Genomic DNA, 23,493 nt, shown 5'->3' with positions numbered 1-23,493 from the left:
CTCGTTGAATGTGATAGTCACGAAATTACTCCCCTTCTTTCAGTGAAAATGTGGCGCACGACGGTCAACGGAATCGGTTCAGACCGTGCCGATTCCGGTGAAGCCCTGGACGGTGTAGACCGCGCAGGTCTTCAGTGCCGACGGCGCGAAGTGTTCGCGGAAGAAACCCCAGTTGCGTTCCTTGGCGTCGTCCGAGCGAGAAAACAGATAGATCGCGACCTGCTTCGGGAAACGATCGGTGAAGAAGCTCTTGGCGGGCAGCCATTCGACCCCGAATTTGGCTGCCTCCTCGCGCAATACGTCCTCGGTGGCGATATTGGCGAAACCGCTGCGCTGATAAGGCAATACGTGATGCACCCGGTGCGAGCTGAGCCCGGCGGACAGGAAGCAGTCGATATAGCGGTTGCCGATCACCTTGAGGTCGTAGGCCTGTTCGATCTGGTTGACGCCCCAGTCCTCGGTATTGGTCTCGATCTCCTCGACCTCTTCCTCGAAGTCGTGGCTGGCCACCACCAGGAAGGTGCTGATCCACAGTGAGATCACGAATTGCAGTGCCCAGGCCCAGAAGTCGCCCATCACGGTGAACAGGATGAGTTCGCCGAGCAGCAGGAAGCGCACGCCGAACGAGCCGATGAAGTGCGGCAGCGCCCCGCCCCAGGTGCCGTACATATCCTTGATGCCGACCTTGCGGGTCAGGCGGCATACGTCCAGCAGGCGGATGGTCATACCGGTGACGGTGTGCCCGAACTTGTGGATGGTGTGGATCGGCATCCGGTAGAGCCGGGGGATCCGAGTCATCATGGTGAAGACGTTCTTCTTGATGTCGACTTCACTCTGGGTGTGCGGGTGGTGCAGTAGTGCGTGCCCGTCCGCGGTGACGAAAGCCAGTGCGACGTAATTGAAGTCGAAGGCATTCGTATAGATCTTGTTCATGCCCTTCTGGGCGCGATGGATGGCGTAGTGCCCGAAACCGGCCAGCGAGCTGCGCAGCAGCACCATGGCGATGACGAACACCGGCAGCGGCATCCAGCTGCGCTCGAACAGGCGCAGGCCCTGGACGGCGAAGTACGAAATGGCAAGTACCGCAACGACAATGTTGAACAGGGTGTCCATCCGCTTGATGCGGGCGGCCAGTTCCGGCTCCTTGAGCCGCTTCTTGACCTGATGCAGCAGGTCGTCCTTGTTGTCGAAGGCGTACTTGGGGGTGTCCCGCCAGCTGTCGAAGCCCTCGGTGAACAGGAAGTCCGGCGCGTTGGCCTTGGGATGGATATCCTCCGGCAGCGCAACACGATTGAGCGCGTACCGCTCGATCAGCTTGCCGATGCCTTCCGGATTCTTGTGGTACGAACCGATAATCGAGGTGATATCCCGGTTTTTCGTTCGCCCGATGAAGAACTCACCGCCCGGATGCTTGGAAATCCAGTCGCTGAGGTCGTAGGCTTTACCGTTATAAACCCATACGTTCGATACCGGAGGGGGGCCATCGGGCGGAGGTTGACGGAGTTCCCGCTCCTCGATTTCTGGGCGGTCGTCGGTCGTCATCTCATTCCTCCATGTCTGATCGGCTGTCGGTTCGGCCGATCAGGTTCATCGCTGCCCCCGGAAAGCCATACGCACACACAGCGTTTGAGCGTTGTGTAGGTATCGTCTGTGCGGAGCCTTGCATTTCACTGAAAAACTTCTTAAGCGGTGTTTTCGTGGCGAAGCTTGCGTCGAGACGCGTCCGGTCCGGGACCGCGGACGGCAGTCATTGCCGCCGTTCCGCTTTCCCGGACCGGGTGGTGAGACTCGGTGGCCGAGTCGATGCCGGCTAGCTGCCCGGCTTGACGACGGTGACCGGCTTGCCCCAGTTGGACAGGGTCAGGCTGACATTGCCGCCGTCCTTGGTGACGATGGCGCGAACCAGGTTCGGGCCGGTGCCGGGCGATGCGGCGCTGGACGGCAGCGGGGTGGCCGAGGCGGTCGGCGGCGCGACGTCCGCGATCCACAGCGTGATGGGCAGGACGCCGGCGGCCTGGCCGATGCGCGGCACGACCGGGTCGATGACCGCGGTGTCGATGGTGCCGGAGACCTTGACGGTGTTGACGCCGTTGATGGTTTCGCGGGATTCGACCTTCGGGTTCTTCACCTCGGCGATGACGTGCGCGAGGCCCTTGTCCTTGTCCAAGATGACGCCCGGATCGTAGATCTTCTCGGCGGGACCGACCGGTGCGTACTTGGTGCCGTCACCGGCGTACAGGGTCTTGTCCACGACCAGGAACTTGGTCTCGGTCCAGTTGGCGTCGCCCTCCTTGACCTTCACCTTGGCCTCGCCGACCGCCTGGCCGCTGCCCTGCGGCTGATTGGTGATATCGGCCTTGACGTAATCGACCGGCAGGTTCTCCAGGCCGGTGGCCTTGAGGTCCAGGTGCACGGACTGCAGCGTCTGGGTGGTGCGCGAGGATTCGGCGATGAGCTGACCGCCGTCGGGCAGCGGGCCGGTGGCGGGCGCGGCGGCCGAGGTGGTGGAGGAGCCGGAATCGGAAGAGGAGCAACCGGTTACGAGGGCGCCGAACAGGGCAGCCGCGGCGACCATGGCCGGAACAACCGCTCGTCGCCGCCGCGACCCGGAGATTTCTTGGGTAATCGAGTCAATCATGTACAACCCCCGAAGGTTCGTGACGGACAGCTGCCGCTGCCCGCGTCAGTATGCAGGACTTGATATGCGCAGCGCTCGATCGGGCGCTACATCCGGCATCCAACCAGCACCGCGTCCCGAGCGCCAAGGTTTTCCGTCCCGTAATCGGGAAACTGCTTCCGCGCGAAAAGGTTTGAGAGTGTTAACAGTAAATCCGCAAATTGTGCGCAAATTTTTCCGGACCGGTTTCATGTACCGATTCTGGGAGTTTCCTGGGACTCCAGGGTGTGTGCGCAACCCGGGGGTTACTGCCCCCGGCCGCATGCTTGCGGAGTGTATGCCCAGAGAGTAACCTGCGTCACAATCGAATTGAGACCGAAGCGTATCACTTTCATCGCATAGGGGATTCAGTGAAGCCGACAACCCCGCGAAACCATTGGGGCACAGGGCTGCTCGCGGCCGCACTGCTGGCGCTCGCCGCCTCCGCCACGCCCGCACCCGCGACCGCGGCACCGGCCGACGGTGGCGCAACGTATGTGGCACTGGGGGATTCGGGCGCGGCGACCACCGGGGTGCAGGACTTCGACACGAGCGCACCACTGCAATGCGCGCGATCCACCGCGAACACTCCGAAACTGGTCGCCCTGGAGTTGGGGCTGAAACTGGACGATCGCACCTGTAGTTCCGCGAAGATCCCGCATCTGACGACCTCGCAGGGCCCGGGCATCGCACCGCAGTTCGACGGCCTGGGGCCGAATACGACACTGGTGACCGTTCATATCGGCGCGAACGACGCCCAGATGACCAAGTACATCCTGACCTGTCATCTGGCCGGGCTGAAGCCGTGCGCCGATCCGGCCTGGGATGCCGATATCGACGGTATCGCGAACGCGTATTCGACCGCGCTGCACCAGATTTCGGTCCTCGCGCCGAATGCGAAGATCTACGTCGACGGCTGGCCCACCTATGTCCGCCCCGGCGGCTGCGCGGACCTGATCGGCCTGCGGCCCGAGGACGCGGTTCATATCCAAGCCGCGTTCGACCGTCTCAACGCCGTCGTTTCTCGTGCGGCCGTCGCGGCCGGTGCCGTCTATATAGACACCCGGCCCGAGTCGATCGGCCACGATATGTGCGCCCCCGCCGGGGTGCGCTGGTTCGAGCCGCTGCTCGCGACCCAGACCCTGGTGCCTTATCACCCCACGCTGGAGGGAATGCGCGGCGTCGCCGACATCATCGTGCGCGCGGTACGTGCCAACCAGGGTTGACGCGGATCAGCGGATCAGTAGACCGGGCCGGTGTACTTCTCGCCCGGGCCCGCGCCCGGTGCGTCCGGATGCGCCGACGCCTCGCGGAACGCGCGCTGCAACGACTGCAGGCCATCGCGAATCGGTCCGGCGTGCGGGCCGAGGTATTCCACCGACGCGGTGACCAGACCGGCGAGTGCGGTGATGACCCGCCGCGCCTCGTCCAGATCCAGGTGCGGGCTGGTCGAGGGATCGGCCTCGCCCAGGCCGAGCTTCTCGGCGGCCGAACTCATCAGCATGACGGCGGCGCGGCTGATGACCTCCACCGCCGGGATATCGGCCAGCTCGCGCACGACCTCACCGTCGATGAGGGCCGACTCCTGTTCGTGTAGTGCCTCGCTCATGCCCTAGATCTTGGCATCGACCGGGTTGCCGCTGGTCCAGGGGGCGGCCGATTCGGAGCTACGGCGATGGGCTGTTAGACTCTTCTGCGACGACCGCCCCGGTGCGTCGCATGCTGTCAATCTTCATGTAACTACCCGGGGCATCAAGTGGAGCCCGACTCCCACCGTCCGCCGATCTTCGAATCAGGCTAGCGGTTCCGGTCGCCCATCCTTTTCCGGATGGGTATCTGTATGGGTTCGCCCTGTACAGGTGCGATGCGAGTTGTTTGCGTCGTGGATCGGTCGACTCGGGCCCCGTGTTGGAGAAATACCAACCCGGGGCTTTCGTGTTGAAATTGGGGTTGCAGTTATTGCTTGCGGTCGTTGACGAACCGCTTGACCTAGGAGGCCCCATCAGCACTGAGACTCGCATCAACGATCGCATCCGCGTACCCGAGGTCCGCCTCATCGGACCGGGTGGTGAGCAGGTCGGGATCGTGCGTGTTGAAGATGCACTACGCGTCGCCATGGAGGCTGACCTCGACCTGGTCGAGGTCGCACCGGACGCGCGTCCGCCGGTATGCAAGATCATGGACTACGGCAAGTTCAAGTACGAGACCGCGCAGAAGGCGCGTGAATCTCGGAAGAACCAGGTCCAGACCGTGATCAAGGAGCAGAAGCTCCGCCCGAAGATCGACGACCACGACTACGAGACCAAGAAGCGCAACGTCGTTCGCTTCCTCGAAGCCGGCTCGAAGGTCAAAGTCACGATCATGTTCCGCGGTCGTGAGCAGTCGCGCCCCGAACTCGGGTTCCGGCTGTTGCAGCGATTGGCCTCCGACGTCGCCGATCTCGGTTTCGTCGAAACTTCGGCCAAGCAGGACGGCCGAAACATGACCATGGTCCTCGCACCCCACAAGGGCGCGAAGACGCGGGTGAAGGCGCAGAACGAAGCCAGCTCGGCGCCGCAGCGCAGCAGTGCGCCCGCGGCCGCGGCTCCGGCTGAGGCTCCGGCCACCGAGGTTGCGGCGGCTCCGGCCGAAGCGCCGGGTGCCGAGGCTTCGGCGGCCACCCCGCAGCAGTAATAACGATCAGGCTCCGGCGGCGCGCTTCGGCGCGCCCTCGGGACGAGACAGATTAGAGGAATCCATGCCGAAGATGAAGAAGCACAGCGGTGCCTCGAAGCGATTCAAGGTGACCGGCAGTGGCAAGCTCCGTCGTGAGCAGGCCAACCGCCGCCACCTGCTCGAGCACAAGTCCTCTCGCCGGACCCGCCGTCTGGAAGGCACGGAGGCCGTCGCCACGGTTGACGTTCCCCGCATCAAGAAGCTGCTCGGTCTCTAAGACCCGCACAGCAACTCGCGTTCTCGAACGCCGACCCCGACCCACTCCGGGCGCGACCGCAGCGCCCGCCGAATCGATCAAGGACTGACAAGTGGCACGCGTCAAAAGGGCCGTAAACGCTCAGAAGAAGCGCCGTTCCGTACTCGAGGCCTCCAAGGGCTACCGCGGCCAGCGCTCGCGGCTGTACCGCAAGGCCAAGGAGCAGCAGCTCCACTCGCTGACCTACGCGTACCGCGACCGCCGCGCGCGCAAGGGTGACTTCCGCAAGCTGTGGATCGCTCGTATCAACGCCGCCGCGCGTCTGAACGACATCACCTACAACCGCTTCATCCAGGGCCTCAAGGCCGCGGGTGTCGAGGTGGACCGCAAGATCCTGGCCGAGCTGGCCGTCTCCGACGCCGAGGCCTTCGCCGGTCTCGTGGCCGTCGCCAAGGCTGCCCTGCCTGCCGACGTCAACGCCCCGGCTGCCTAAGCCCTGCGTGACGACACAGCAGAATTCGGAACGACCCGTGGAAGCGCTCTCCGAGCGCAACCCGCGGGTCGTTTCGGCCGTTAAGCTGCACCGCGCGCCGGTGCGCCGCAAATCCGGGCTCTTCCTCGCCGAGGGCGCGAATTCGGTTGAGGCGGCCCTGGATACGGATCGGGTGGAAGAGCTCTTCTATTCGCTCAAGGCCGCCAGCCGCGAAACCGAATTGGTCGCCGGTGCCGCCGCGAACGGCGTGCGCACCACACTGGTCAGCGATCGCGCCGCGGAAGCGCTGGGGGAGACCGTGACTCCGCCCGGACTGGTCGCGGTCTGCCGCCAGGTCGATGTGCCGGTGACCGAGGTGCTGCGTGCCGCGCCGAGCCTGCTCGCCGTGCCCGTCGGCATGGCCGATCCCGGCAATGCGGGCACCCTCATTCGAGTCGCCGATGCGGTGGGCGCGAATGGCGTTGTGCTGGCCGGCGATTCGGTGGATCCGCACAATGGCAAATGCGTGCGCGCCGGAGCGGGCAGCCTGTTCCATCTGCCGATCGCGCGGCAGCGCGATACCGAGAAGGTGCTGTCCGCCCTGGAAGCCGCGGGCATCACCATCCTGGCCACCACCGCCAAGGGTGAGGTCGACCTCGATGAGGCCGATGACATCCTGCGCGGCCCGGTCGCCTGGCTCTTCGGCAATGAGGCACACGGACTGGACCGGGAGATCGCCGAGCGCGCGACCCATCGCGTCCGCATTCCCATCCACGGCCGCGCCGAAAGCCTGAATCTGGCTGCCGCGGCGTCGATTTGCCTCTACGCCAGCGCGCGCGTGCAGCACGCCGCTCGGCGCTGATCGATTTCTCCGCGCGGGTCCGTCCGGTTCGGGCGGTCCCGCGATTCGGTGTGCTGGGTGATAGCCCTTAATGTTGTCCGGTGACTTCGCCCAGTACTCTGCGCTCCGGTGCGCTTTCCCTGGCATCCAGTGTGGTGATCGGGGTGGCCTCGGCCGGACCCGCGTACAGCATTACCGCCACGCTCGGCCTCGTGGTCGCGGCCGTCGGTCTGCAATCGCCGATCATCGTGGTGCTGGCGTTCATTCCCATGCTGCTGGTGGCCATCGGGTACCGGGATCTCAATGCGGTGGAACCGGATCCGGGGACCACCTTCGTGTGGGCCACGCGCGCGTTCGGGCCGTTCACCGGATGGATGTCCGGGTGGGCGATCGTGGTGTCGGATCTGCTGGTGATGGCGAGCCTGGCGCAGATCAGTTCGCAGTACACCTTCCATCTGTTCGGGGCGCACGGCATCGGCGCGGACGCCACCAATCCCTGGGTGCTGTTGCTGGGAATTGTCTATCTCGTGGTCATGACCGCGATCGCGGTATACGGGATCGATGTGTCGGCTCGGCTGCAATCCTGGCTGCTGACGGTCGAATTCGGGATGCTGGTCGTGTTCTCGGTGGTGGCGCTGGTGCGCGTCGGGATCGGCAATGCCCCGGAAGGGGCGCATATGCCGGAGTGGTCCTGGTTCAACCCGTTCGAGATCGGGTCGTTCTCGGACTTCGTCACCGCCATGCTGCTGATGGTCTTCATCTACTGGGGCTGGGATTCGGCGGTCGCGGTGAATCAGGAGACCGTCGATCCGCGGCATACTCCGGGCCGGGCGGCGGTGCTGTCGACCGTCACGCTGGTCGCGCTGTATCTGCTGGTGACCGTTGCCGGGCAGGCGTTCGTCGGTGCGGGCACCGAGGGGCTCGGACTCGCCAATCCCGATCACGTCGACGATGTGCTCGGCGCGCTGGGCAATGCGGTGTTCGGCGCGGGACCGGTGGGTTCGGTGCTGGTGCATCTGCTGTTCCTGATGGTGCTCACCTCGGCGGCGGCGTCCACGCAGACCACGATTCTGCCGACCGCGCGCGCCACCTATTCGATGGCGCTGCATCACGCGCTGCCCGCCGCATTCGGGCGGATTCATCCGCGCTTCCGGACGCCGGTGTTCTCCACCATCGTGTTCGGCGCGGTATCGGTGGTGCTGTACGTGGGCCTGAATTTCGCCTCGGGCGGGCGGCTCATCGCGGAGGCGGTGACGGCGATCGGTATTTCGATCGGGCTGTACTACGGGCTCACCGGGCTGAGTTGCGCTTGGCTGTATCGCGACCGGTTCGCCTCCAGCCCAAGGGATTTCGTCATGAAGGGCGTGCTGCCCGCGCTGGGCGGCTTCGCCCTGCTGTTCGCGGCCGGATGGACGGCGGTGACCTCGTGGTTCAGCGCGATCTTCGTACTGGGCGTGGGCACGCTGCTGCTCGGCATTCCCATCTACCTGGTGCTGGCGCGCATGATGCCGCCGTTCTTCCGGGGTGAGGTGCTGGCGCGGCAACTGCCCGAGCCGACCGAGCAGATCATCGAGGCTGACGCTCCCGCCGCCGAGGCGGAATCGCCCACGCACAGCTGAGGTGGACCGCTACAGTTCCTCGGCCTCGAAACAGGTGAGAATCTCGGTGGCCCAGGGGGTTTCGATCGCCTCCGGGCCGACCACCTGCATGGCCGCCATATCGGTGAGCAGCATGCCGGTGGCGATGAATCCGCCGGCCTCGCTCGCCGACGCGCCGGTCAGATCGCGGACCAGCTGGTAGATCTCGCCGAACCGTTCGCGCATGACCGGGCCGATCGCCGGATCATTGCTCGCGGAGAAGCCGTGCAGCATGACGCGCGGTAGATCGCGCTCGGTGAGCAGGACCTTGTAGGCGTCGCCGAGATTCTCCAGCGCTTCCCGGGTGGTCGCCTCGGGTGGGGTCTGTTCGGCCGCGGCCCGGAACAGTTCCTCGATGCGATCGCAGACCTGGCGCAGCGCGGCCAGGAAGAGCTGCTGTTTGGTGCCGAAGAGCCGGATGACATAGGGCTGCGATACCCCGGCGCGGCGCGCGATCTCATCGGTTTTGGTTGCGGCATAACCGGATTCGGCGAAGGCGGTGACGGCGGCCGCGAGTACCTGCTCGCCGCGTTCGCTGGCGGTCATGCGTGTTCTCGCCATGGCTGTGAGCCTCCTCGTCAGTGGCGGGCCGGATGCACCATTGACATGTTATCAGTCGATGCATACTCTCTAGTTATCAGTCGATTACAACTAGGGAACCGGATATGACTGAAGTACTCGAAACACCCGCTGCGCAGCCGGTTTCCGGTGTGCGCACGCCGCCGCTGGCGGCGGTGCTGGCTGCGGTCGGCATCCCGATGTTCATGGTGGTGCTGGACAATCTGGTCGTGACCAACGCGCTGCCGGTCATTCGCACCGAACTCAACGCCTCGCTGAGTGATCTGCAGTGGTTCATCAACGCCTACACACTGTCGTTCGCCTCGCTCCTGCTCACCGCATCCGCGCTCGGTGATCGGCTCGGCCGTCGGCGGCTCTTCCTGATCGGCATCGCTCTGTTCACCGCCGCGTCGGCGGCGTGCGCGATGGCCACCGAGCCGTGGATGTTGATCCTGTTCCGCGCGATTCAGGGCTTCGGCGGGGCCGCCGTCATGCCGCTGTCGCTGACACTGCTCTCCGCGCATGTACCGGAGAAGATGCGCAGTGCCGCCATCGGCATCTGGGGTGGTATCACCGGTCTCGGTGTGGCGCTGGGCCCGGTGGTCGGTGGCGCGGTCGTGGACGGCCTGAGCTGGCAGTGGATCTTCTGGTTGAACGTGCCCATCGGCATTCTCGCGCTGCCGTTCGTTGCCCGGGTGCTGAGCGAATCCTTCGGCAGCGCAAGGCGTTTGGATGTGGTCGGGCTGCTGCTGTCGGCCGGTGGCGTGCTGGCGGTGGTGTGGGGCGTCATTCACGGTGCGGATGACGGCTGGACCTCCACCCCGGTGCTGGGCGGTCTGCTCGGCGGTGCGGCGCTGCTGGCGGCGTTCGTGGTGTGGGAGTTGCGGGTCGCCGAGCCGATGCTGCCGCTGCGCCTGTTCCGCTCCCGCGGTTTCAGCGCCATCAACACCGTCAATTTCGCCTTCTCGCTCGGCGTCTTCGGCTCGATCTTCCTGCTGTCGCAGTACTTCCAGGTCGTACAGGGCTATACGCCGCTGGAATCCGGTATCCGCACCATGCCGTGGACCATGGCTCCGATGGTGGTGGCTCCGATCGCGGGCCTGTTGGTCGACAAGGTCGGGCCGCGAGTGCTGGTCGTGGTCGGCCAGGTCTTCCTCGCCGCAGCCCTCGGCTGGATGGCGCTGATCGCCGAGGTCGACGTCTCCTACAGCTCATTCGTGCTGCCGTTCATCCTCGGCGGCGTCGGCATGGGCTTGACCTTCGCACCGGCGTCCACGGTCGTCATGGCCAGCGCATCCGAGGAGGATCGCGGTATGGCATCGGGCACCAGCTCGACCGTGCGTGAGGTCGGCGTCGCCATGGGTGTCGCGGTACTCGCCTCGGTCTTCGCCTCCCGGGGCGGCTACGGCACCCCGCAAACCTACGTCGACGGTCTGGCCCCCGCCGTGGCGGTTGGCGCGGCCATCGTCGCGGTCGGCGCGCTCATCGCCACCCTGATCCCCGGCCGCAAGGCCATCGCCGCCGAACTCGGTGACGGCGCAACCGAACTCGTGCACTGATCCGGTAGCCGGCCGAGCTCGCGGTAGCCGTTCCCATATCGCGATTCACCCCTTCCGATCCGTTATCGGAAGGGGTGAACTCATGTCCGGTCCGTCCCGTAACCAGGGTGAAGGATTGGAGCGCTCATGAATCAGGCTGCCGCGGCACGGCTTTACCTCAGAATCTTCCTGCTCACCGGCATCCCGTTCGGTGTGCTGATCGGCCTGTACGACTCGATCAGCTTCGCCCGCAACACCTCCGCCGTGCTGGGCGGCCTGATCGCCGGTGTGGTCTTCGGTGCGCTGATCGCCGCCTTCGCCGGCACCCGCCAACTACGCGCCGCCCGCGGGGCCGTATACACCGACGCCGCGAACCCGGGCCTGCCCCAGCACGCCCGCATCCACCTGCCGCGCCCACCCCAGCAGTCCTACGCCCTGGCCCAACAGGTCCTGCGCACCCTTCCGGCGCGCATCGCCACCGAGGACGCCACCACCGGCCGAATCACCGCCCAAACCCCCATGTCCTGGCAGACCTTCGGCGAAACCCTCACCATCACAGTCGAATCCGACACCCCGGACACCTCGTCGGTCCTGATCGAGAGCCGTCCACGCGTCCGCTTCACCGCCGTCGACTACGGCACCGGCCGCGCCCACGTCGAACGCATCGCCGCCACCCTCACCGATCTCGCCGCGCGCGGGCGCGCTCGACCTCGTTGATGTGTTGTTCGGTCCAGTTGCGTAGGGCTGCAATGGGTTCGGCGAGGCTGCGGCCGAGGTCGGTGAGTTCGTAGTCGACTCGGGGTGGGATGGTGGGTTCGACCGTGCGGGTGAGGAATCCGTCGGTTTCCAGGCTGCGCAGGGTTTGGGTGAGCATTTTCTGGGAGACGCCGCCGATGCGGCGGGAGAGTTCGGTGTAGCGCATGGGGCCCTGCTCATGCAGGGCGTCGATGATCAGGATGGTCCATTTGCCCGCGATGTGGTCCAGGACCTGGCGGGTGGGGCATTTGGCGGAGTAGACGTCGGCGGGCAGGCCGGAGGATTCCACGAGCATCGTCACCTGTAGGAGAGTAGCGCACTAATTAGTGCCTACTTCCCAGAAGATTGTCACTCTCCGATAGTTAGTGGCATGAACACGATCTCAGTCGCTCAAGCCATTCGCACCCGCCGCACCGTCCGGCATTACCGGCCCGATCCGGTCGCTCCCGCCGATCTGGACACCCTGCTCGAACTCGCCATGGAAGCGCCGACCAGCTGGAATCTGCAGGATCGGTCCATCGTGGTGATCACCGACACCGCCGGACGCGAGGGCCTGACCTGGGCCACCGGTGGTCAGCCACAGCCGCAGGAAGCTCCGGTACTGCTCGTCTTCGTTGCGGAAACCCAAGCGTGGCAAGAGGATCGGGCCGACGTCTATGAACTGGCGCGCCGCAACGGCGCGTGGAGCGAGGAATTCATCACCGGATTCGCCGCCGCCTCGCAGGAGTTCCAGCAGGGTTTGGCCGAGCGCGGTCTGCTGCGCGAGTACGCGGTGAAGGACGCCATGATCGCCGCGAGCTTCGTCATGCTGGCCGCCACCGAGCTGGGTCTGGCCACCTCGCCCATGAACGGCTGGGATGAGGACAGGGTGAAGAAGGTCATCGGCATCGAGGATCGGCCGGACCTGTCGATCGCCCTGTTGATGTCCGTCGGCTATGCCGCCGAGGATCGGATTCACCCGGGTCGCCGGAGCGTGAGCCATACGGTTTTCCGCGAAACCTACCCGGCCGCGTGAGGCCCGATGGTGGCGCGCACCACGCCGACGCGGTGCGCGCTGCCTGCGGGAAAACCGGGTGAACCGGGCTGAGTACAAGGCTTACGATTCGACCAGCAAGAATAGGGGAGAAGATCCGCCCTACCCAGACCAGCCAGGGGAGAGACGAAGCATCGTGGCCGACGATATCGACCGTGCCGAGCAGACCGCGGCGCTGACCGAGGAATCCCTCGGCGCCGCTGCCGAAGCCGCCGAAAAGGCCTTCGCCGCTGCCGCCGATCTGGAAGCCCTGGCGAGCGCGAAAACCGAGTTCATGGGCGGTAAATCGCCGATCTCGCTGGCGCAGCGCTCCCTCGGCACCCTGCCCAAGGAGGAGAAGGCCGAGGCCGGTAAGCGCGTGAACGTGGCGCGCCAGCGGGTCACCGCCGCCTTTGAAGCCCGCAACGCCCAGCTGCTCGCCGAGCGCGATGCCGCGGTGCTGGTGGCCGAGGCCATCGATGTCACCGTGACCGCGCGTCGGGCCGCGGTCGGCGCGCGGCATCCCATCAACGCGCTGTCCGAGCGCGTCGGCGATGTGTTCGTCGCCATGGGCTGGGAGATCGCCGAGGGTCCCGAGGTCGAGACCGAGCATTTCAATTTCGATGCCCTGAACTTCCTGCCGGATCATCCGGCGCGCACCATGCAGGACACCTTCCATATCGCGCCGGAGGGTTCGCGGCAGGTGCTGCGCACGCACACCTCGCCGGTTCAGGTGCGCTCCATGCTTTCTCGTGAGCTGCCGATCTATGTGGTGTGCCCGGGTCGCACGTTCCGCACCGATGAGCTCGATGCCACGCACACCCCGGTGTTCTCGCAGGTGGAGGGTCTGGCCATCGATAAGGGCCTGACCATGGCGCATCTGAAGGGCACGCTGGATCATTTCGCGAAGGCGCTGTTCGGCCCGAACACCACCACGCGCATGCGGCCGAGCTTCTTCCCCTTCACCGAACCGTCGGCCGAGGTCGATGTGTGGTTCGAGGACAAGAAGGGCGGGCCGGGCTGGGTCGAGTGGGGCGGCTGCGGCATGGTCAATCCGAAGGTGCTGATCGCCAGCGGTATCGACCCCGAGGTGTACAGCGGTTTCGCCTTCGGCATGGGTCTGGAGCGGACCTTGCAGTTCCGCAATGGCCTGCCCGATATGCGCGACATCGTGGAGGGTGACGTGCGTTTCACGCTGCCCTTCGGCATCCAAGCCTGACCCCGACCCTCTTAACAAGGAAGCGAAACGTCAAGTGCGAGTAGCGCAGTCCTGGCTGACGGAAATCCTGCAGCGCACCACCCCCGGGTGGTCGGTGACGCCGGAGGAGCTCGACGCCGGATTCGTCCGGGTCGGCCTGGAGGTCGAGGAGGTCGATCGGCTGCAGCGGGTGGGCGGTGAGATCGAGCATCCGCTGGTGGTCGGGCGGGTCGCCGAGATCACCGAGCTGACCGAATTCAAGAAGCCGATCCGCTTCTGCAAGGTCGAGATCGGTCAGCCCGAGTTGCAGGAGATCGTCTGCGGCGCACGCAATTTCGCCGTCGGTGATCTGGTGGTCGTGGTGCTGCCGGGCGGTGAGCTGCCCGGCGGTTTCAAGATCGCCTCGCGCAAGACGTACGGGCACACCTCGAACGGCATGATCTGCTCGGTCGCCGAACTCGCGATCGGCAAGGACCACAACGGGATTCTGGTGCTCGAGCCCGGCACCGCCGAACCCGGTGCGGACGCCAATGAGCTGCTCGGACTCGATGACACCGTCATCGAACTCGCCATCACCCCGGACCGCGGTTACGCGTTCTCCGCGCGCGGTCTGGCGCGTGAGCTGGCCTGCGGTTTCGATCTGGAATTCCAGGATCCGGCCGTGCGGCTGCTGCCCGACTCCGATGCCGAGGCGTGGCCGGTGCGCATCGATTCGGAATCGCAGTGCACGCGTTTCGCGGTGCGCCGCGTGACCGGTGTCGATCCGACGGCGGTGAGCCCGTGGTGGTTGCAGCGTCGGCTGCTGCTCTCGGGCGTGCGCCCGATCTCCCCGGCGGTGGACGTCACCAACTATGTCATGCTCGAACTGGGTCAGCCGCTGCACGCGTTCGACGCCGCCAAGGTGTCGGGCGGACTCGTGGTGCGGCGCGCCAACAAGGGCGAGACGCTGCGCACCCTCGACGAGGTCGAGCGCACCCTCGATGCCGAAGACGTTGTGATCGCCGATGATTCGGGTGTCATCTCGCTCGCGGGCATCATGGGCGGTGCGAGCACCGAGGTCGGCGACGAGTCGACGGATATCATTCTCGAGGCCGCCACCTGGAATCCGATCGCCGTGGCGCGCACCGCGCGCCGCCATAAGCTCGGCTCCGAGGCCAGCCGCCGGTTCGAGCGGGTCGTCGATCCCGAGGTGAATCTGGCCGCGCTGGACCGTGCTGCCACACTGCTTGCCGAAATCGCCGGTGGCACGGTCGAATCCGTGCTGACCGATGTGCGCGTGCCGGTTCCGGCCGCTGCGCCCATCACGATGGATATCGACCTGGCCGATCGCATCGCCGGTGTGCAGTACGCGCCGGGTACCTCCACCCGCCGCCTGCAGCAGGTCGGCTGTGTGGTCGAGGTGGGCGTCAGCGATGCCGGGCACGGTCAGCTCATCGTCACCCCGCCGACCTGGCGGCCCGATCTCACCCAGCCCGCCGATCTGGTGGAGGAGGTGTTGCGCCTGGAGGGTCTGGACAAGATCCCGTCGGTGCTGCCGTCCGCGCCCGCCGGTCGCGGTCTGACCGCCGAGCAGAAGCGCCGCCGCGCGATCAGCAAGGCGCTCGCGTTCGAGGGTTGCGTCGAGGTGCCGACACCGGTGTTCATGGCCCGCGACGTCTTCGACGTCTGGGGTCTGGACGCCGACGATCCGCGCCGCGACACCATGCGCGTGCTCAACCCGCTCGACGCGGACCGCCCGGAGCTGGCTTCCACGCTGCTGCCCGGTCTGCTGGAAGTGGCCGCGCGCAATATCTCTCGCGGTGAACGCGATCTCGCCATCTACGGCATCGCCCAGGTGGTGCGCCGCACCCCGGACACCGGCCCGGTCGGCCCGCTGCCTGTGGATCGCCGCCCCACCGAGGACGAGATCAACGTCCTGCTGCGCTCGCTGCCGTCGCAGCCGGTGCACGTGGCCGCCGTGCTGACCGGTAAGCGCGAACCGCGTGGCCCGCACGGTGCGGGCCGCCCGGTCGAGGCCGCCGACGCCTTCGCCCTGGTCGACGTGGTCGCCGAAACCACCGGTCTGGTCATTGAACGCCGCGCCACGGCCTACCTGCCCTGGCATCCGGGCCGCTGCGCCGAACTCCTGGTGGACGGCACCGTCGTCGGCCACGCGGGCGAACTGCACCCCGCGGTCCTGGAACGTTCCGGCCTCCCCCCGCGCACCTGCGCCGTGGTCATCAACCTGGACGCCCTCCCGCTCCGCGAAAACCGCCCCGCCCCAGTGGTTTCCGCGTTCCCCGCGGTCCTCCAGGACGTCTCGGTAAGCGTCGACAAGGCCGTCCCGGCGGCCTCGGTCGAGTCGGCCCTCCGCTCCGGCGCAGGCGCCCTCCTCGAAAAGATCTCCCTCTTCGACGTCTACGAAGGCACCCAAGCAGGCGAGGGCCGCAAATCCCTCACCTACGCCCTCCGCTTCCGCGCCCCCGACCGCACCCTCACCGAAGATGAGGCCAGCGCGGCCCGCGACTCGGCAGTCGCGGCCGCGGCCGACGCGGTAGGAGCGGTACTGCGCGGCTGACGTTCCAGTCTGATCAGGCACGAAACCCCGGCAACTGCGACAGCGCGTTGCCGGGGTTTCGTGCCTGACGGAGCGATTTGGATCAGGTGCGGTAGGAAGGGTGTATGCGGCATCCGGCGGAGACGATTCTCAATGTGCTGACCTATGTTCCGGGGGATCGGCGGATCTATGCGACGCCCGAGCAATTCGGGGTGGGGTTCGAGGATCTGTCGCTGCGGACTGCGGATGGGGAGACGGTTAACGCGTGGTTTGTGCGGGCGGTGGGGGAACCGTTGGGGCACATACTCTTCGCGCATGGGAATGGCGGGAATATCGGGGATCGGTCGCCGGTGCTGGCATTGCTGGCGGCGGCCGGATTCGATGTGCTGGTGTTCGATTATCGGGGGTACGGGCGCAGTACCGGGCGGCCTTCCGAGCGGGGGACGTATCTGGATGCGCGGGCCGCTCGGGAGGCCTTGCTTGCCCAGGATGGTGTCGATCCGGAAAGGGTTGTGTACCTGGGGAAGTCGCTCGGTGGGGGAGTGATGATGGAATTGGTGACCGCGTATCCGCCCGCCGCGCTGATCCTCATGTCGACGTTCACGGGATTGCGGGATGCGGCGGGAGCGGTGTATCCGTATCTGCCGAAGGTGTTCGTGCCCAACGCTTATCCGAGCCTGAAGCGGATTCGGGGGCTGACGTGTCCGGTGCTGATCATGCACGGGGATCACGATGAATTACTGCCGGTGCGGATGGGGCGCGAACTGTTCGCGGCGGCTCCGGAGCCCAAGGAATTGGTGATCTATCCGGGCGGTGCGCACAATGACATCGTATTGAAACCGGGGTGGGCGAACACCGTGGCGGAATGGGTGGCGAAAGTCCTGCCGACCCGATAACGCTTACTTGCGAGTGATATTGAGCAGGAATTCGGCATTGCTGCCGGTGCGCCGCAGACCGTCGAGCATGAGGTCCAGGGCTTTCTGATCGTCGAGTTCGGCCAGGGTGCGGCGGAGTTTGCTCACCGCCGTGTGCTCGGCGGGCGTGTGCAGCAGATCATCGCGCCGGGTGCTGGACTTGGCGATATCGACGGCCGGGAACACATGCCGGCTCGCGAGGGTGCGATCCAGTTTGAGTTCGGCATTGCCGGTGCCCTTGTACTCCTCGAAGATCACGGTGTCGGCCAGCGAACCGGTCTCCACCAGCGCGGTGGCGATAATCGTGAGCGAACCGCCGTGTTCGATATTGCGCGCCGAGCCGAGGAATTTCTTGGGCGGCAGCAATGCGGTGGAATCCACACCGCCGGAAAGGATTCGGCCCGATGCGGGTCCGGAGGTGTTGTACGCCCGAGCCAATCGGGTGAGCGAATCCAGCAGCACCACCACATCGCGCCCCTGCTCCACCAGCCGCTGGGCGCGTTCGATGGCGAGTTCCGCGAGCGCGGTCTGTTCGGCGGGGGAGTGATCGAAGGTGGCGGCAATGACCTCACCGGGCACGCCCCGGGTGAATTCGGTGACCTCCTCGGGTCGTTCGCCGATCAGCACCAGCATGAGGTGCGCCTCCGGGTGATTGGCGGCGATGCCGTGCGCAATCGCTTGCAGCACAGAGGTTTTGCCCGCCTTGGGCGGTGCGACGATGAGCGCGCGCTGTCCTTTGCCGATCGGCATGATCAGATCGGTGACCCGGGTGGTGAGCTTGTTCGGCTCGGTTTCCAGGCGCAGTCGCTCATCGGGATGGATGGGGGTCAGGTCCGCGAAACGCGGCCGGGCCTTGGCCTCGCCGGTAGGCCGGTCATTGACCGCGTCGACTCGGACGAGCGGGGCGAGCTTGCCGCCCTTGCCATTCGGCTGCGCCAGACCGGTGATGGCATCACCGCGGCGCAGTCCATGTTCGCGAATCAGGTGATTCGGCACATGGATATCACCCGGGCCGGGCAGATATCCGCGGTGGCGCAGTACCGCCGTATGTCCGCTGATATCGAGGATTCCCGTTGCGGGAGAGAGTGTTTCGATGACCTCGAGACCGAGGTCGGGATTGATGGTAGTCATGATGGTTCTCCTGAAGAAGGTGTGGTGAACCGAGTTCGGGTAAACGTCAGCGCTCGAAGAAAATTCGGAGCTCAAGCTGGATTCGAACTCGGGAGGGAAGAAATCTCGGGGGAGGGAATGCTATCGACCTGCATCCTCGAGATTGCGACGCCACCACCGTACGCCCGGTTCCGATTCGGCGCAAGGGCCGGACTCGGAACAGGCTCGCCACCGGGGCGAATGCTCAGGCAGTGTGCCCGGTAATGATCGGCAGCAGATAGCCGCGCGCGAAATCCTCGAGCTGCGAATCGGTTTCGAGGTCGAGCGCCGCGTGCGGCAGCAGGATGAGCGAATGCACCACCCGGCAGGCGACTTCCGCGCGTGCGGTGAGATCACTTGCGGGAGCAAGCATTTCACGTTCGACGGCGCGTTCGAGAGCGGCCGCGGTGGTGGCCACCGCCATGGTGAAGATATCCGCGCCGTGCACGCTGAGCTTCATGACAACCCGTTCGGGTTCGAGCGTCAGCATGCTTTGGGCCACCGGATGCGCGCGCCACAGTTTCAGCACCGTCATGAACATATCGGTAATCAGGTCGCCGATATTCCCGTGCCGTTCGGGGATGAGCGCGAGCTCGGCCAGTACGAGGGCGACTTCGCGGCTGAAGACCGCGGTCACCAGATCATCGCGGGAGCCGATCCGGCGGTAGACGGTGACCCGATCCACCCCGGCCTCGCGCGCCACGTCCTCGATGGTCGTCTTCTTGACCCCGACGCGCTGGAACTGGAGCAGGGCCGCATCGAGAATCCTGGTGTTGTCATCGGCCGTGACCCGGCCGGCCTGGGGTTTCGATGCGGTTGGCACGTCCACCACGCTAGCAAAGCGCACTTCCATTGCAACATTCGCCCGGATTTTGTTGCGTGCAACATTGCAAAGCAATTTGTTGCACTGTACTTTCGGATCATGGTTGCACAGGACGGCGCAAAGACGCGCCAGTACCTCGCCGAAGCACACGCCATCGCCGCGCGCGATGTCCGGTTCGACTTCGAATCCGTTCCGCTGCACTACATTCCGGGTGAGGTGCTGGCCACGCACATCGTCAATGTGATGCATCTGGTGCTCCCCGAGGGGGAGCGCGCCATGGCCGCAACGCTCGCCGAGGCCCTGCCGTACATCGATGACGAGCGCCTGCGCGAGGAGGTGACGGGTTTCGTCGGGCAGGAGGCCATGCACGCCAGCAGTCATGAGGGCGCGCGCAACCATCTGCGCGCCATCGGGCTCGACGTCGACTCGTATGTGCGCGCAATCAGCTGGCTGGTGGATCGCATCCTCGGTGATCACGGACTCACCGGCCGGGCGCGCGAGGAATGGCTCAAGGAACGGCTCGGCCTGTTCGCGGGCATGGAGCACTACACCGCCGTACTCGGCGAATGGCTGCTAGAGGCCGATGTGCTGGAGACCAAGGGCATGCATCCGGCCATGCTGGATCTGGTGCGCTGGCACGGTGCCGAGGAGGTGGAGCATCGCAGCGTCGTCTACGACGCCTACATGCACGTGGACGGCGGCTACGCCCGCAAGGCCCGCACCGCCCTGCTCGCCAGCGCCACCCTGCTTCCGCTGTTCATCATCTCCACCGGCTACCTCTACCGCCAGGATCCGAGCCCGGACAAGGGCCGCTTCTGGGGCCTGCAATTCATCAACGCCACCCGCCGCGGCGTAATCCCCAGCTGGACAGTCTTTTTCAAGGAGATCCCGCGCTACCTCCGCCCCGGCTTCCACCCCTCCCAACTGGGCCCCATGGACACCGCCCTGCGCTACCTCGCCCATTCCCCCGCCGCCCGGGCGGCCAACGGATGACCGCGCCGGTGATATCGGGCAGCAACGTCCCCTCGTCATCCCGGCATGCTTTTGGCCGGGATCCACACGGTCCGGCGGCGCTGCGCTTGCTCGGCAATGTCATGGACGCGTACCTGAAGGTCTTCGTCAGCGGCCCGGCCGCACCGCTGCTGTCGCGGCCGAATCCACTGCGGCGCAGCGGTTTCGATATCGATGTGGTGGTCGGCGCACGCACCCGCGAGGCCGATGACGTCGTGAGCCTGACCCTGCGCCGCCCAGGTGGCGGTGCGCTGCCCGCATGGCGTCCGGGCGCGCATGTGGATGTGTTCCTGCCCTCGGGTCGCCAGCGGCAGTATTCGCTATGCGGGGATCCGGCGGATCGCGACCGGTATCGAATCGCTGTCCGGAGGATTCCGGATGGCAGCGCCTCGGCGGAGGTGCACGATGAGCTGTGGGTCGGTGATCGGCTCCGAATTCGCGGTCCACGCAATGCTTTCACCCTGGTGGACGCACCCTCCTACCTGTTCCTCGCCGGTGGCATCGGCATCACCCCGATCCTGCCCATGGCGCGGGCGGCGGGTGCGCGCGGGCAGTTGATCTACACCGGTCGATCGCGTGCGACCATGCCGTTCCTGACGGAAATCGGCTCGGCGCGAATACTTCCCGATGACGAGTGCGGTGTGCCCGACGTGGCGGAAATCCTCGCCACCGCCGAACCCGGTGCGGCCGTGTACGTATGCGGCCCGCCGCTGATGCTGGCCGCCGCACAACGCTGTCTGTTCGAGCTGAATCCCACGGGTTCGCTGCATACCGAACGCTTCTCGGCGCAACCGGTGGTGGACGGCCGGGAGTTCGGCATCACCCTGGCCCGCACCGGAACCACGCTGCGGGTGGGTGCGCAGGAGACCGCCTTGGCCGCCGTGCGTCGCACCCTGCCCGATATCGCCTACTCGTGCCAGCAGGGCTTCTGCGGTTCCTGCGAGGTGGGCGTACTGGCCGGGGCGGTCGACCATCGTGACCGGCTGCTCACCGAATCCGCACGGGCGCAACGCATGCTGCTCTGTGTCTCGCGCGCGGCGGGCGATCAGCTCGTGCTCGACCTGTGATCTGGAAGGGAAGTCGGTACATGACCACAGCGGTCGAACACACGCCCATCGCCATTGTTGGCGCGGGCTTCGGCGGGATCGGTTTGGCGATCAAGTTGCAGGAGGCCGGATTCGAGGATCTGGTCATCCTGGAGCGCGCGGACGATCTGGGCGGCACCTGGCAGGCCAATACCTATCCCGGCTGCGCCTGCGATGTCCCTTCGCACCTGTACAGCTATTCGTTCGCGCCGAATCCCAACTGGTCCAGGATGTATGGGCGGCAGAGCGAGATTCTCGAGTACCTGCGCGCAGTGGCGGTCGAACATGACGTGCTCCGGCATATGCGTTTCGGTGTCGAACTCCTCGACGCCCGCTGGGACGACGCGGAATCGCGGTGGCGGATCGAGACGAGCGCGGGCCCACTCACCGCGGATTTCCTGATCTCGGCGACCGGCGTCTTCGCCGAAGCCAAGTATCCGGAACTGCCCGGCCTGGATACGTTCGAGGGCAAGGCATTTCACTCCCTGCACTGGGATCACGACCATGATCTGACCGGTCAGCGGGTCGCGGTCATCGGTACCGGGGCGTCGGCCGTGCAGTTCGTTCCGGAGATTCAGCCGCTGGTGGAGAAACTGCTGCTGTTCCAGCGTTCGGCCCCGTGGATCGTGCCGCGCATGGACCGTGTCACCTCGGGTGTGGAACGCTATCTCCTGGATCGAATCCCGCTCGCGCAGCGCCTCATTCGCGGCGGCTTCTATTCGGCCATCGAGGCTTTCGGACTCATCTCACTGGTAGACAAGCGATTCCGGCATCCGTACGAGGCGCTGGCCCGCTGGCAACTCCAGCGCCAGGTCCGCGATCCGGAGTTGCGCGCGAAACTGCTGCCCGACTATGTGATCGGCTGTAAGCGCGCCATATTCTCCGACGCCTACCTGCCCGCCCTCGATCAGCCCAATACCGAGGTGGTGACCGAGGCCATCGCCGAGGTGCGCCCGCATTCGATCGTGCTGCGCGACGGCACCGAGCACGCCGTTGACACCATCGTGTTCGGCACCGGATTCACTTCCATTCCAACGGCTTACGATCGCTATATCGGCGTCGACGGCCGCAGTATGGCCCAGCTCTACGACAAGGAGCCGCAGAGCTATCTCGGCGTCGCGGTATCGGGATTCCCGAATTTCTTCTGCACGCTCGGCCCGTTCGGCGCGGCGGGGAATCAGTCCGCGATCTTCATGATCGAATCCCAGATCACCTACATCGTGGACGCCCTGATCACCATGCGCGACAGGGGAGCTCGCCGGGTGCAGGTGCGCCCGCGCGCACAGCAGGCCTTCCTGGCCGAAATGGCCTACCGCAGTACCGGCACCGTCTGGCTCACCGGCGGATGCCAGAGTTACTACACCACCGCGGACGGACGCAATGCCGGGCTCTATCCCAACTGGAGCTTCGAATACCGCCGTCGCACCGCGAAATTCGACAGCGCGAACTATGAGGTGACTCGATGATGCCACTGCTCAGCCTGCTCTCGCCGAAGCGGCCGGGTCATCGGGTCGCCGGGCAGACCGTGCTCATCACCGGTGCCGGACAGGGTATCGGCCATGAACTCGCGGTGCTGTTGCACGAGCGTGGTGCCCGGGTGGTGCTGGTCGATATCGACGGTCATGCCGTTGCGGCCATCGCGCATCGGCTGGGTGATCGCGCTCTGGCCGTCACCGCCGATGTCGCCGATCGAGAAGCCATGCGCCAGGCCGTGATTCGCACCGTCGAACATTTCGGCGGCGTGGATGTGGTGGTGGCCAACGCGGGCGTGGTGCCGCGCCCGGCGACGCTGCGCATCATGGACGGCGCGGATTTCGATCGCGTCATCGGCATCAATCTGACCGGTGTGTTCAATACCGTGCGCCCGGCGCTGGACGAGATCGTCAGTGCCCGTGGGCATGTGGTGGTGGTGTCCTCGTGCGCGGCGTTCGCGCCGGGGATGGCGGGTGCGCCGTACATGATCAGCAAGGCGGGCGTTGAGCAGTTCGGCCGCGCGCTGCGGGTGGAGCTCGCCCCGTTCGGGGCCACCGCCGGGATCGCGTATTTCGGCATCGTGGACACCGATATGACGCGGGCCACGCTGGATCGCGATGAGCTCGGCCGTGATCTGGACGATCTGCTGCCGTGGCCGCTCAATGTGCGGATCAGCGCCGCCCGGGCCGCGGAGGTGATCGCGGACGGTATCGAGAAGCGGGCGGCCCGCACCATCGCGCCGTACGGCTGGGAGCCGTACGCGCTGCTGCGCGGCCTGGTGAATGTGGTGCTGGACCGAGCTTTGGCGGCCGATCCGCGCGTCCATGATCTGGTGCGCCGGGCGGAACAGCGCCGGGTGCGCCTGTAGATACGGTTCCGGGCATATTAGGAATCCGGACTCACCGGACGAACCCGCAGGCAAG

At 65.9% G+C, this 23,493-nt stretch carries 23 protein-coding genes; 16 read left to right on the top strand and 7 right to left on the bottom strand.

What is annotated here, in order from left to right:
* Positions 1-78: 78 nt before the first annotated feature.
* Together ACFC0O_RS41945 and ACFC0O_RS41940 are read right to left on the bottom strand one after the other, a co-directional pair.
* Positions 79-1,542: a fatty acid desaturase gene (locus ACFC0O_RS41945; protein WP_364643189.1), complete on the bottom strand. Its 1,464-nt coding sequence runs from the start codon at positions 1,540-1,542 to the stop codon at positions 79-81.
* 268 nt (positions 1,543-1,810) lie between these two features.
* A complete protein-coding gene (locus tag ACFC0O_RS41940) occupies positions 1,811-2,635 on the bottom strand; it encodes an LppX_LprAFG lipoprotein (RefSeq protein ID WP_375968234.1) in 825 nt (274 codons plus the stop codon).
* A 392-nt stretch (positions 2,636-3,027) separates the two neighbouring features.
* Here ACFC0O_RS41940 and ACFC0O_RS41935 point away from each other — a divergent pair, with 392 nt between their 5' ends.
* Entirely contained in the window at positions 3,028-3,882 is an 855-nt protein-coding gene (locus tag ACFC0O_RS41935) for an SGNH/GDSL hydrolase family protein (RefSeq protein ID WP_375967930.1), read from the top strand.
* 14 nt (positions 3,883-3,896) lie between these two features.
* Here ACFC0O_RS41935 and ACFC0O_RS41930 read toward each other — a convergent pair whose 3' ends face one another.
* Positions 3,897-4,265, bottom strand: a complete 369-nt coding sequence (locus ACFC0O_RS41930; RefSeq protein ID WP_364643183.1) for a DUF1844 domain-containing protein — start codon at positions 4,263-4,265, stop codon at positions 3,897-3,899.
* A gap of 341 nt (positions 4,266-4,606) precedes the next feature.
* Between ACFC0O_RS41930 and infC the strand changes: the two genes are divergently transcribed.
* The 5 genes from infC to ACFC0O_RS41905 all read left to right on the top strand — a co-directional run bounded on the left by infC (position 4,607) and on the right by ACFC0O_RS41905 (position 8,499).
* Complete coding sequence (infC, locus tag ACFC0O_RS41925) at positions 4,607-5,329, top strand: translation initiation factor IF-3 (protein WP_364644180.1); 723 nt, start codon at positions 4,607-4,609, stop codon at positions 5,327-5,329.
* Positions 5,330-5,393: 64 nt separating this feature from the next.
* The gene (rpmI, locus tag ACFC0O_RS41920; RefSeq protein WP_330181812.1) at positions 5,394-5,588 is read left to right on the top strand and encodes a 50S ribosomal protein L35; all 195 of its coding nucleotides are present in this window, start codon (positions 5,394-5,396) and stop codon (positions 5,586-5,588) included.
* A gap of 91 nt (positions 5,589-5,679) precedes the next feature.
* Positions 5,680-6,060 carry a 50S ribosomal protein L20 gene (gene rplT / locus ACFC0O_RS41915; RefSeq protein WP_043650578.1) on the top strand — a complete coding sequence of 127 codons (381 nt, stop codon included), beginning with the start codon at positions 5,680-5,682 and terminating at the stop codon, positions 6,058-6,060.
* 37 nt (positions 6,061-6,097) lie between these two features.
* Positions 6,098-6,901 carry a TrmH family RNA methyltransferase gene (locus ACFC0O_RS41910; RefSeq protein WP_375967927.1) on the top strand — a complete coding sequence of 268 codons (804 nt, stop codon included), beginning with the start codon at positions 6,098-6,100 and terminating at the stop codon, positions 6,899-6,901.
* An 80-nt stretch (positions 6,902-6,981) separates the two neighbouring features.
* Positions 6,982-8,499: an APC family permease gene (locus ACFC0O_RS41905; RefSeq protein WP_375967925.1), complete on the top strand. Its 1,518-nt coding sequence runs from the start codon at positions 6,982-6,984 to the stop codon at positions 8,497-8,499.
* 9 nt (positions 8,500-8,508) lie between these two features.
* Here the strand turns inward: ACFC0O_RS41905 and ACFC0O_RS41900 are convergent, their stop codons facing one another.
* Positions 8,509-9,078, bottom strand: a complete 570-nt coding sequence (locus ACFC0O_RS41900; protein WP_375967923.1) for a TetR/AcrR family transcriptional regulator — start codon at positions 9,076-9,078, stop codon at positions 8,509-8,511.
* 104 nt (positions 9,079-9,182) lie between these two features.
* Here ACFC0O_RS41900 and ACFC0O_RS41895 point away from each other — a divergent pair, with 104 nt between their 5' ends.
* Together ACFC0O_RS41895 and ACFC0O_RS41890 are read left to right on the top strand one after the other, a co-directional pair.
* The gene (locus ACFC0O_RS41895; RefSeq protein ID WP_375967921.1) at positions 9,183-10,634 is read left to right on the top strand and encodes an MFS transporter; all 1,452 of its coding nucleotides are present in this window, start codon (positions 9,183-9,185) and stop codon (positions 10,632-10,634) included.
* A 126-nt stretch (positions 10,635-10,760) separates the two neighbouring features.
* Positions 10,761-11,330 carry a hypothetical protein gene (locus ACFC0O_RS41890; RefSeq protein ID WP_375967919.1) on the top strand — a complete coding sequence of 190 codons (570 nt, stop codon included), beginning with the start codon at positions 10,761-10,763 and terminating at the stop codon, positions 11,328-11,330.
* On the opposite strand, the gene ACFC0O_RS41885 is transcribed toward ACFC0O_RS41890, so the two are convergent.
* Positions 11,290-11,664: a winged helix-turn-helix transcriptional regulator gene (locus ACFC0O_RS41885; protein WP_375968233.1), complete on the bottom strand. Its 375-nt coding sequence runs from the start codon at positions 11,662-11,664 to the stop codon at positions 11,290-11,292. The genes ACFC0O_RS41890 and ACFC0O_RS41885 overlap by 41 nt on opposite strands.
* A 75-nt stretch (positions 11,665-11,739) precedes the next feature.
* On the opposite strand from ACFC0O_RS41885, the gene ACFC0O_RS41880 reads away from it, so the two are divergent.
* From ACFC0O_RS41880 to ACFC0O_RS41865, 4 genes are all read left to right on the top strand, one after another.
* Complete coding sequence (locus ACFC0O_RS41880) at positions 11,740-12,384, top strand: nitroreductase family protein (RefSeq protein WP_375967917.1); 645 nt, start codon at positions 11,740-11,742, stop codon at positions 12,382-12,384.
* Positions 12,385-12,535: 151 nt separating this feature from the next.
* Positions 12,536-13,600 carry a phenylalanine--tRNA ligase subunit alpha gene (gene pheS, locus ACFC0O_RS41875; RefSeq protein WP_375968232.1) on the top strand — a complete coding sequence of 355 codons (1,065 nt, stop codon included), beginning with the start codon at positions 12,536-12,538 and terminating at the stop codon, positions 13,598-13,600.
* A gap of 34 nt (positions 13,601-13,634) precedes the next feature.
* Complete coding sequence (pheT, locus tag ACFC0O_RS41870; protein WP_375967915.1) at positions 13,635-16,136, top strand: phenylalanine--tRNA ligase subunit beta; 2,502 nt, start codon at positions 13,635-13,637, stop codon at positions 16,134-16,136.
* A gap of 104 nt (positions 16,137-16,240) precedes the next feature.
* A complete protein-coding gene (locus ACFC0O_RS41865) occupies positions 16,241-17,011 on the top strand; it encodes an alpha/beta hydrolase (protein WP_375967913.1) in 771 nt (256 codons plus the stop codon).
* Positions 17,012-17,014: 3 nt separating this feature from the next.
* Here ACFC0O_RS41865 and rho read toward each other — a convergent pair whose 3' ends face one another.
* Both rho and ACFC0O_RS41855 read right to left on the bottom strand, forming a co-directional pair.
* Positions 17,015-18,160: a transcription termination factor Rho gene (rho, locus tag ACFC0O_RS41860; protein ID WP_375967911.1), complete on the bottom strand. Its 1,146-nt coding sequence runs from the start codon at positions 18,158-18,160 to the stop codon at positions 17,015-17,017.
* Positions 18,161-18,383: 223 nt separating this feature from the next.
* Positions 18,384-19,001 carry a TetR/AcrR family transcriptional regulator gene (locus tag ACFC0O_RS41855; protein ID WP_375967909.1) on the bottom strand — a complete coding sequence of 206 codons (618 nt, stop codon included), beginning with the start codon at positions 18,999-19,001 and terminating at the stop codon, positions 18,384-18,386.
* 99 nt (positions 19,002-19,100) lie between these two features.
* Here ACFC0O_RS41855 and ACFC0O_RS41850 point away from each other — a divergent pair, with 99 nt between their 5' ends.
* The 4 genes from ACFC0O_RS41850 to ACFC0O_RS41835 all read left to right on the top strand — a co-directional run bounded on the left by ACFC0O_RS41850 (position 19,101) and on the right by ACFC0O_RS41835 (position 23,438).
* Positions 19,101-19,994: a metal-dependent hydrolase gene (locus ACFC0O_RS41850; RefSeq protein ID WP_364643158.1), complete on the top strand. Its 894-nt coding sequence runs from the start codon at positions 19,101-19,103 to the stop codon at positions 19,992-19,994.
* A 101-nt stretch (positions 19,995-20,095) separates the two neighbouring features.
* Positions 20,096-21,079 (top strand): PDR/VanB family oxidoreductase, encoded by a 984-nt coding sequence (locus ACFC0O_RS41845; protein WP_375968231.1) that lies wholly within the window; start codon positions 20,096-20,098, stop codon positions 21,077-21,079.
* A gap of 20 nt (positions 21,080-21,099) precedes the next feature.
* A complete protein-coding gene (locus tag ACFC0O_RS41840; RefSeq protein WP_375967907.1) occupies positions 21,100-22,563 on the top strand; it encodes a flavin-containing monooxygenase in 1,464 nt (487 codons plus the stop codon).
* Positions 22,563-23,438 (top strand): SDR family oxidoreductase, encoded by an 876-nt coding sequence (locus tag ACFC0O_RS41835; protein ID WP_375967905.1) that lies wholly within the window; start codon positions 22,563-22,565, stop codon positions 23,436-23,438. The genes ACFC0O_RS41840 and ACFC0O_RS41835 overlap by 1 nt, the downstream gene beginning before the upstream one ends.
* Positions 23,439-23,493: the final 55 nt, after the last annotated feature.

Origin of the sequence: Nocardia sp. NPDC056100 (assembly GCF_042266325.1) — a bacterium.
In the GTDB taxonomy this organism is placed as follows: domain Bacteria; phylum Actinomycetota; class Actinomycetes; order Mycobacteriales; family Mycobacteriaceae; genus Nocardia.
The sequence above is the reverse complement of the archived record's forward strand: the minus strand, read 5'-3'. Positions and strand labels throughout refer to the sequence as shown.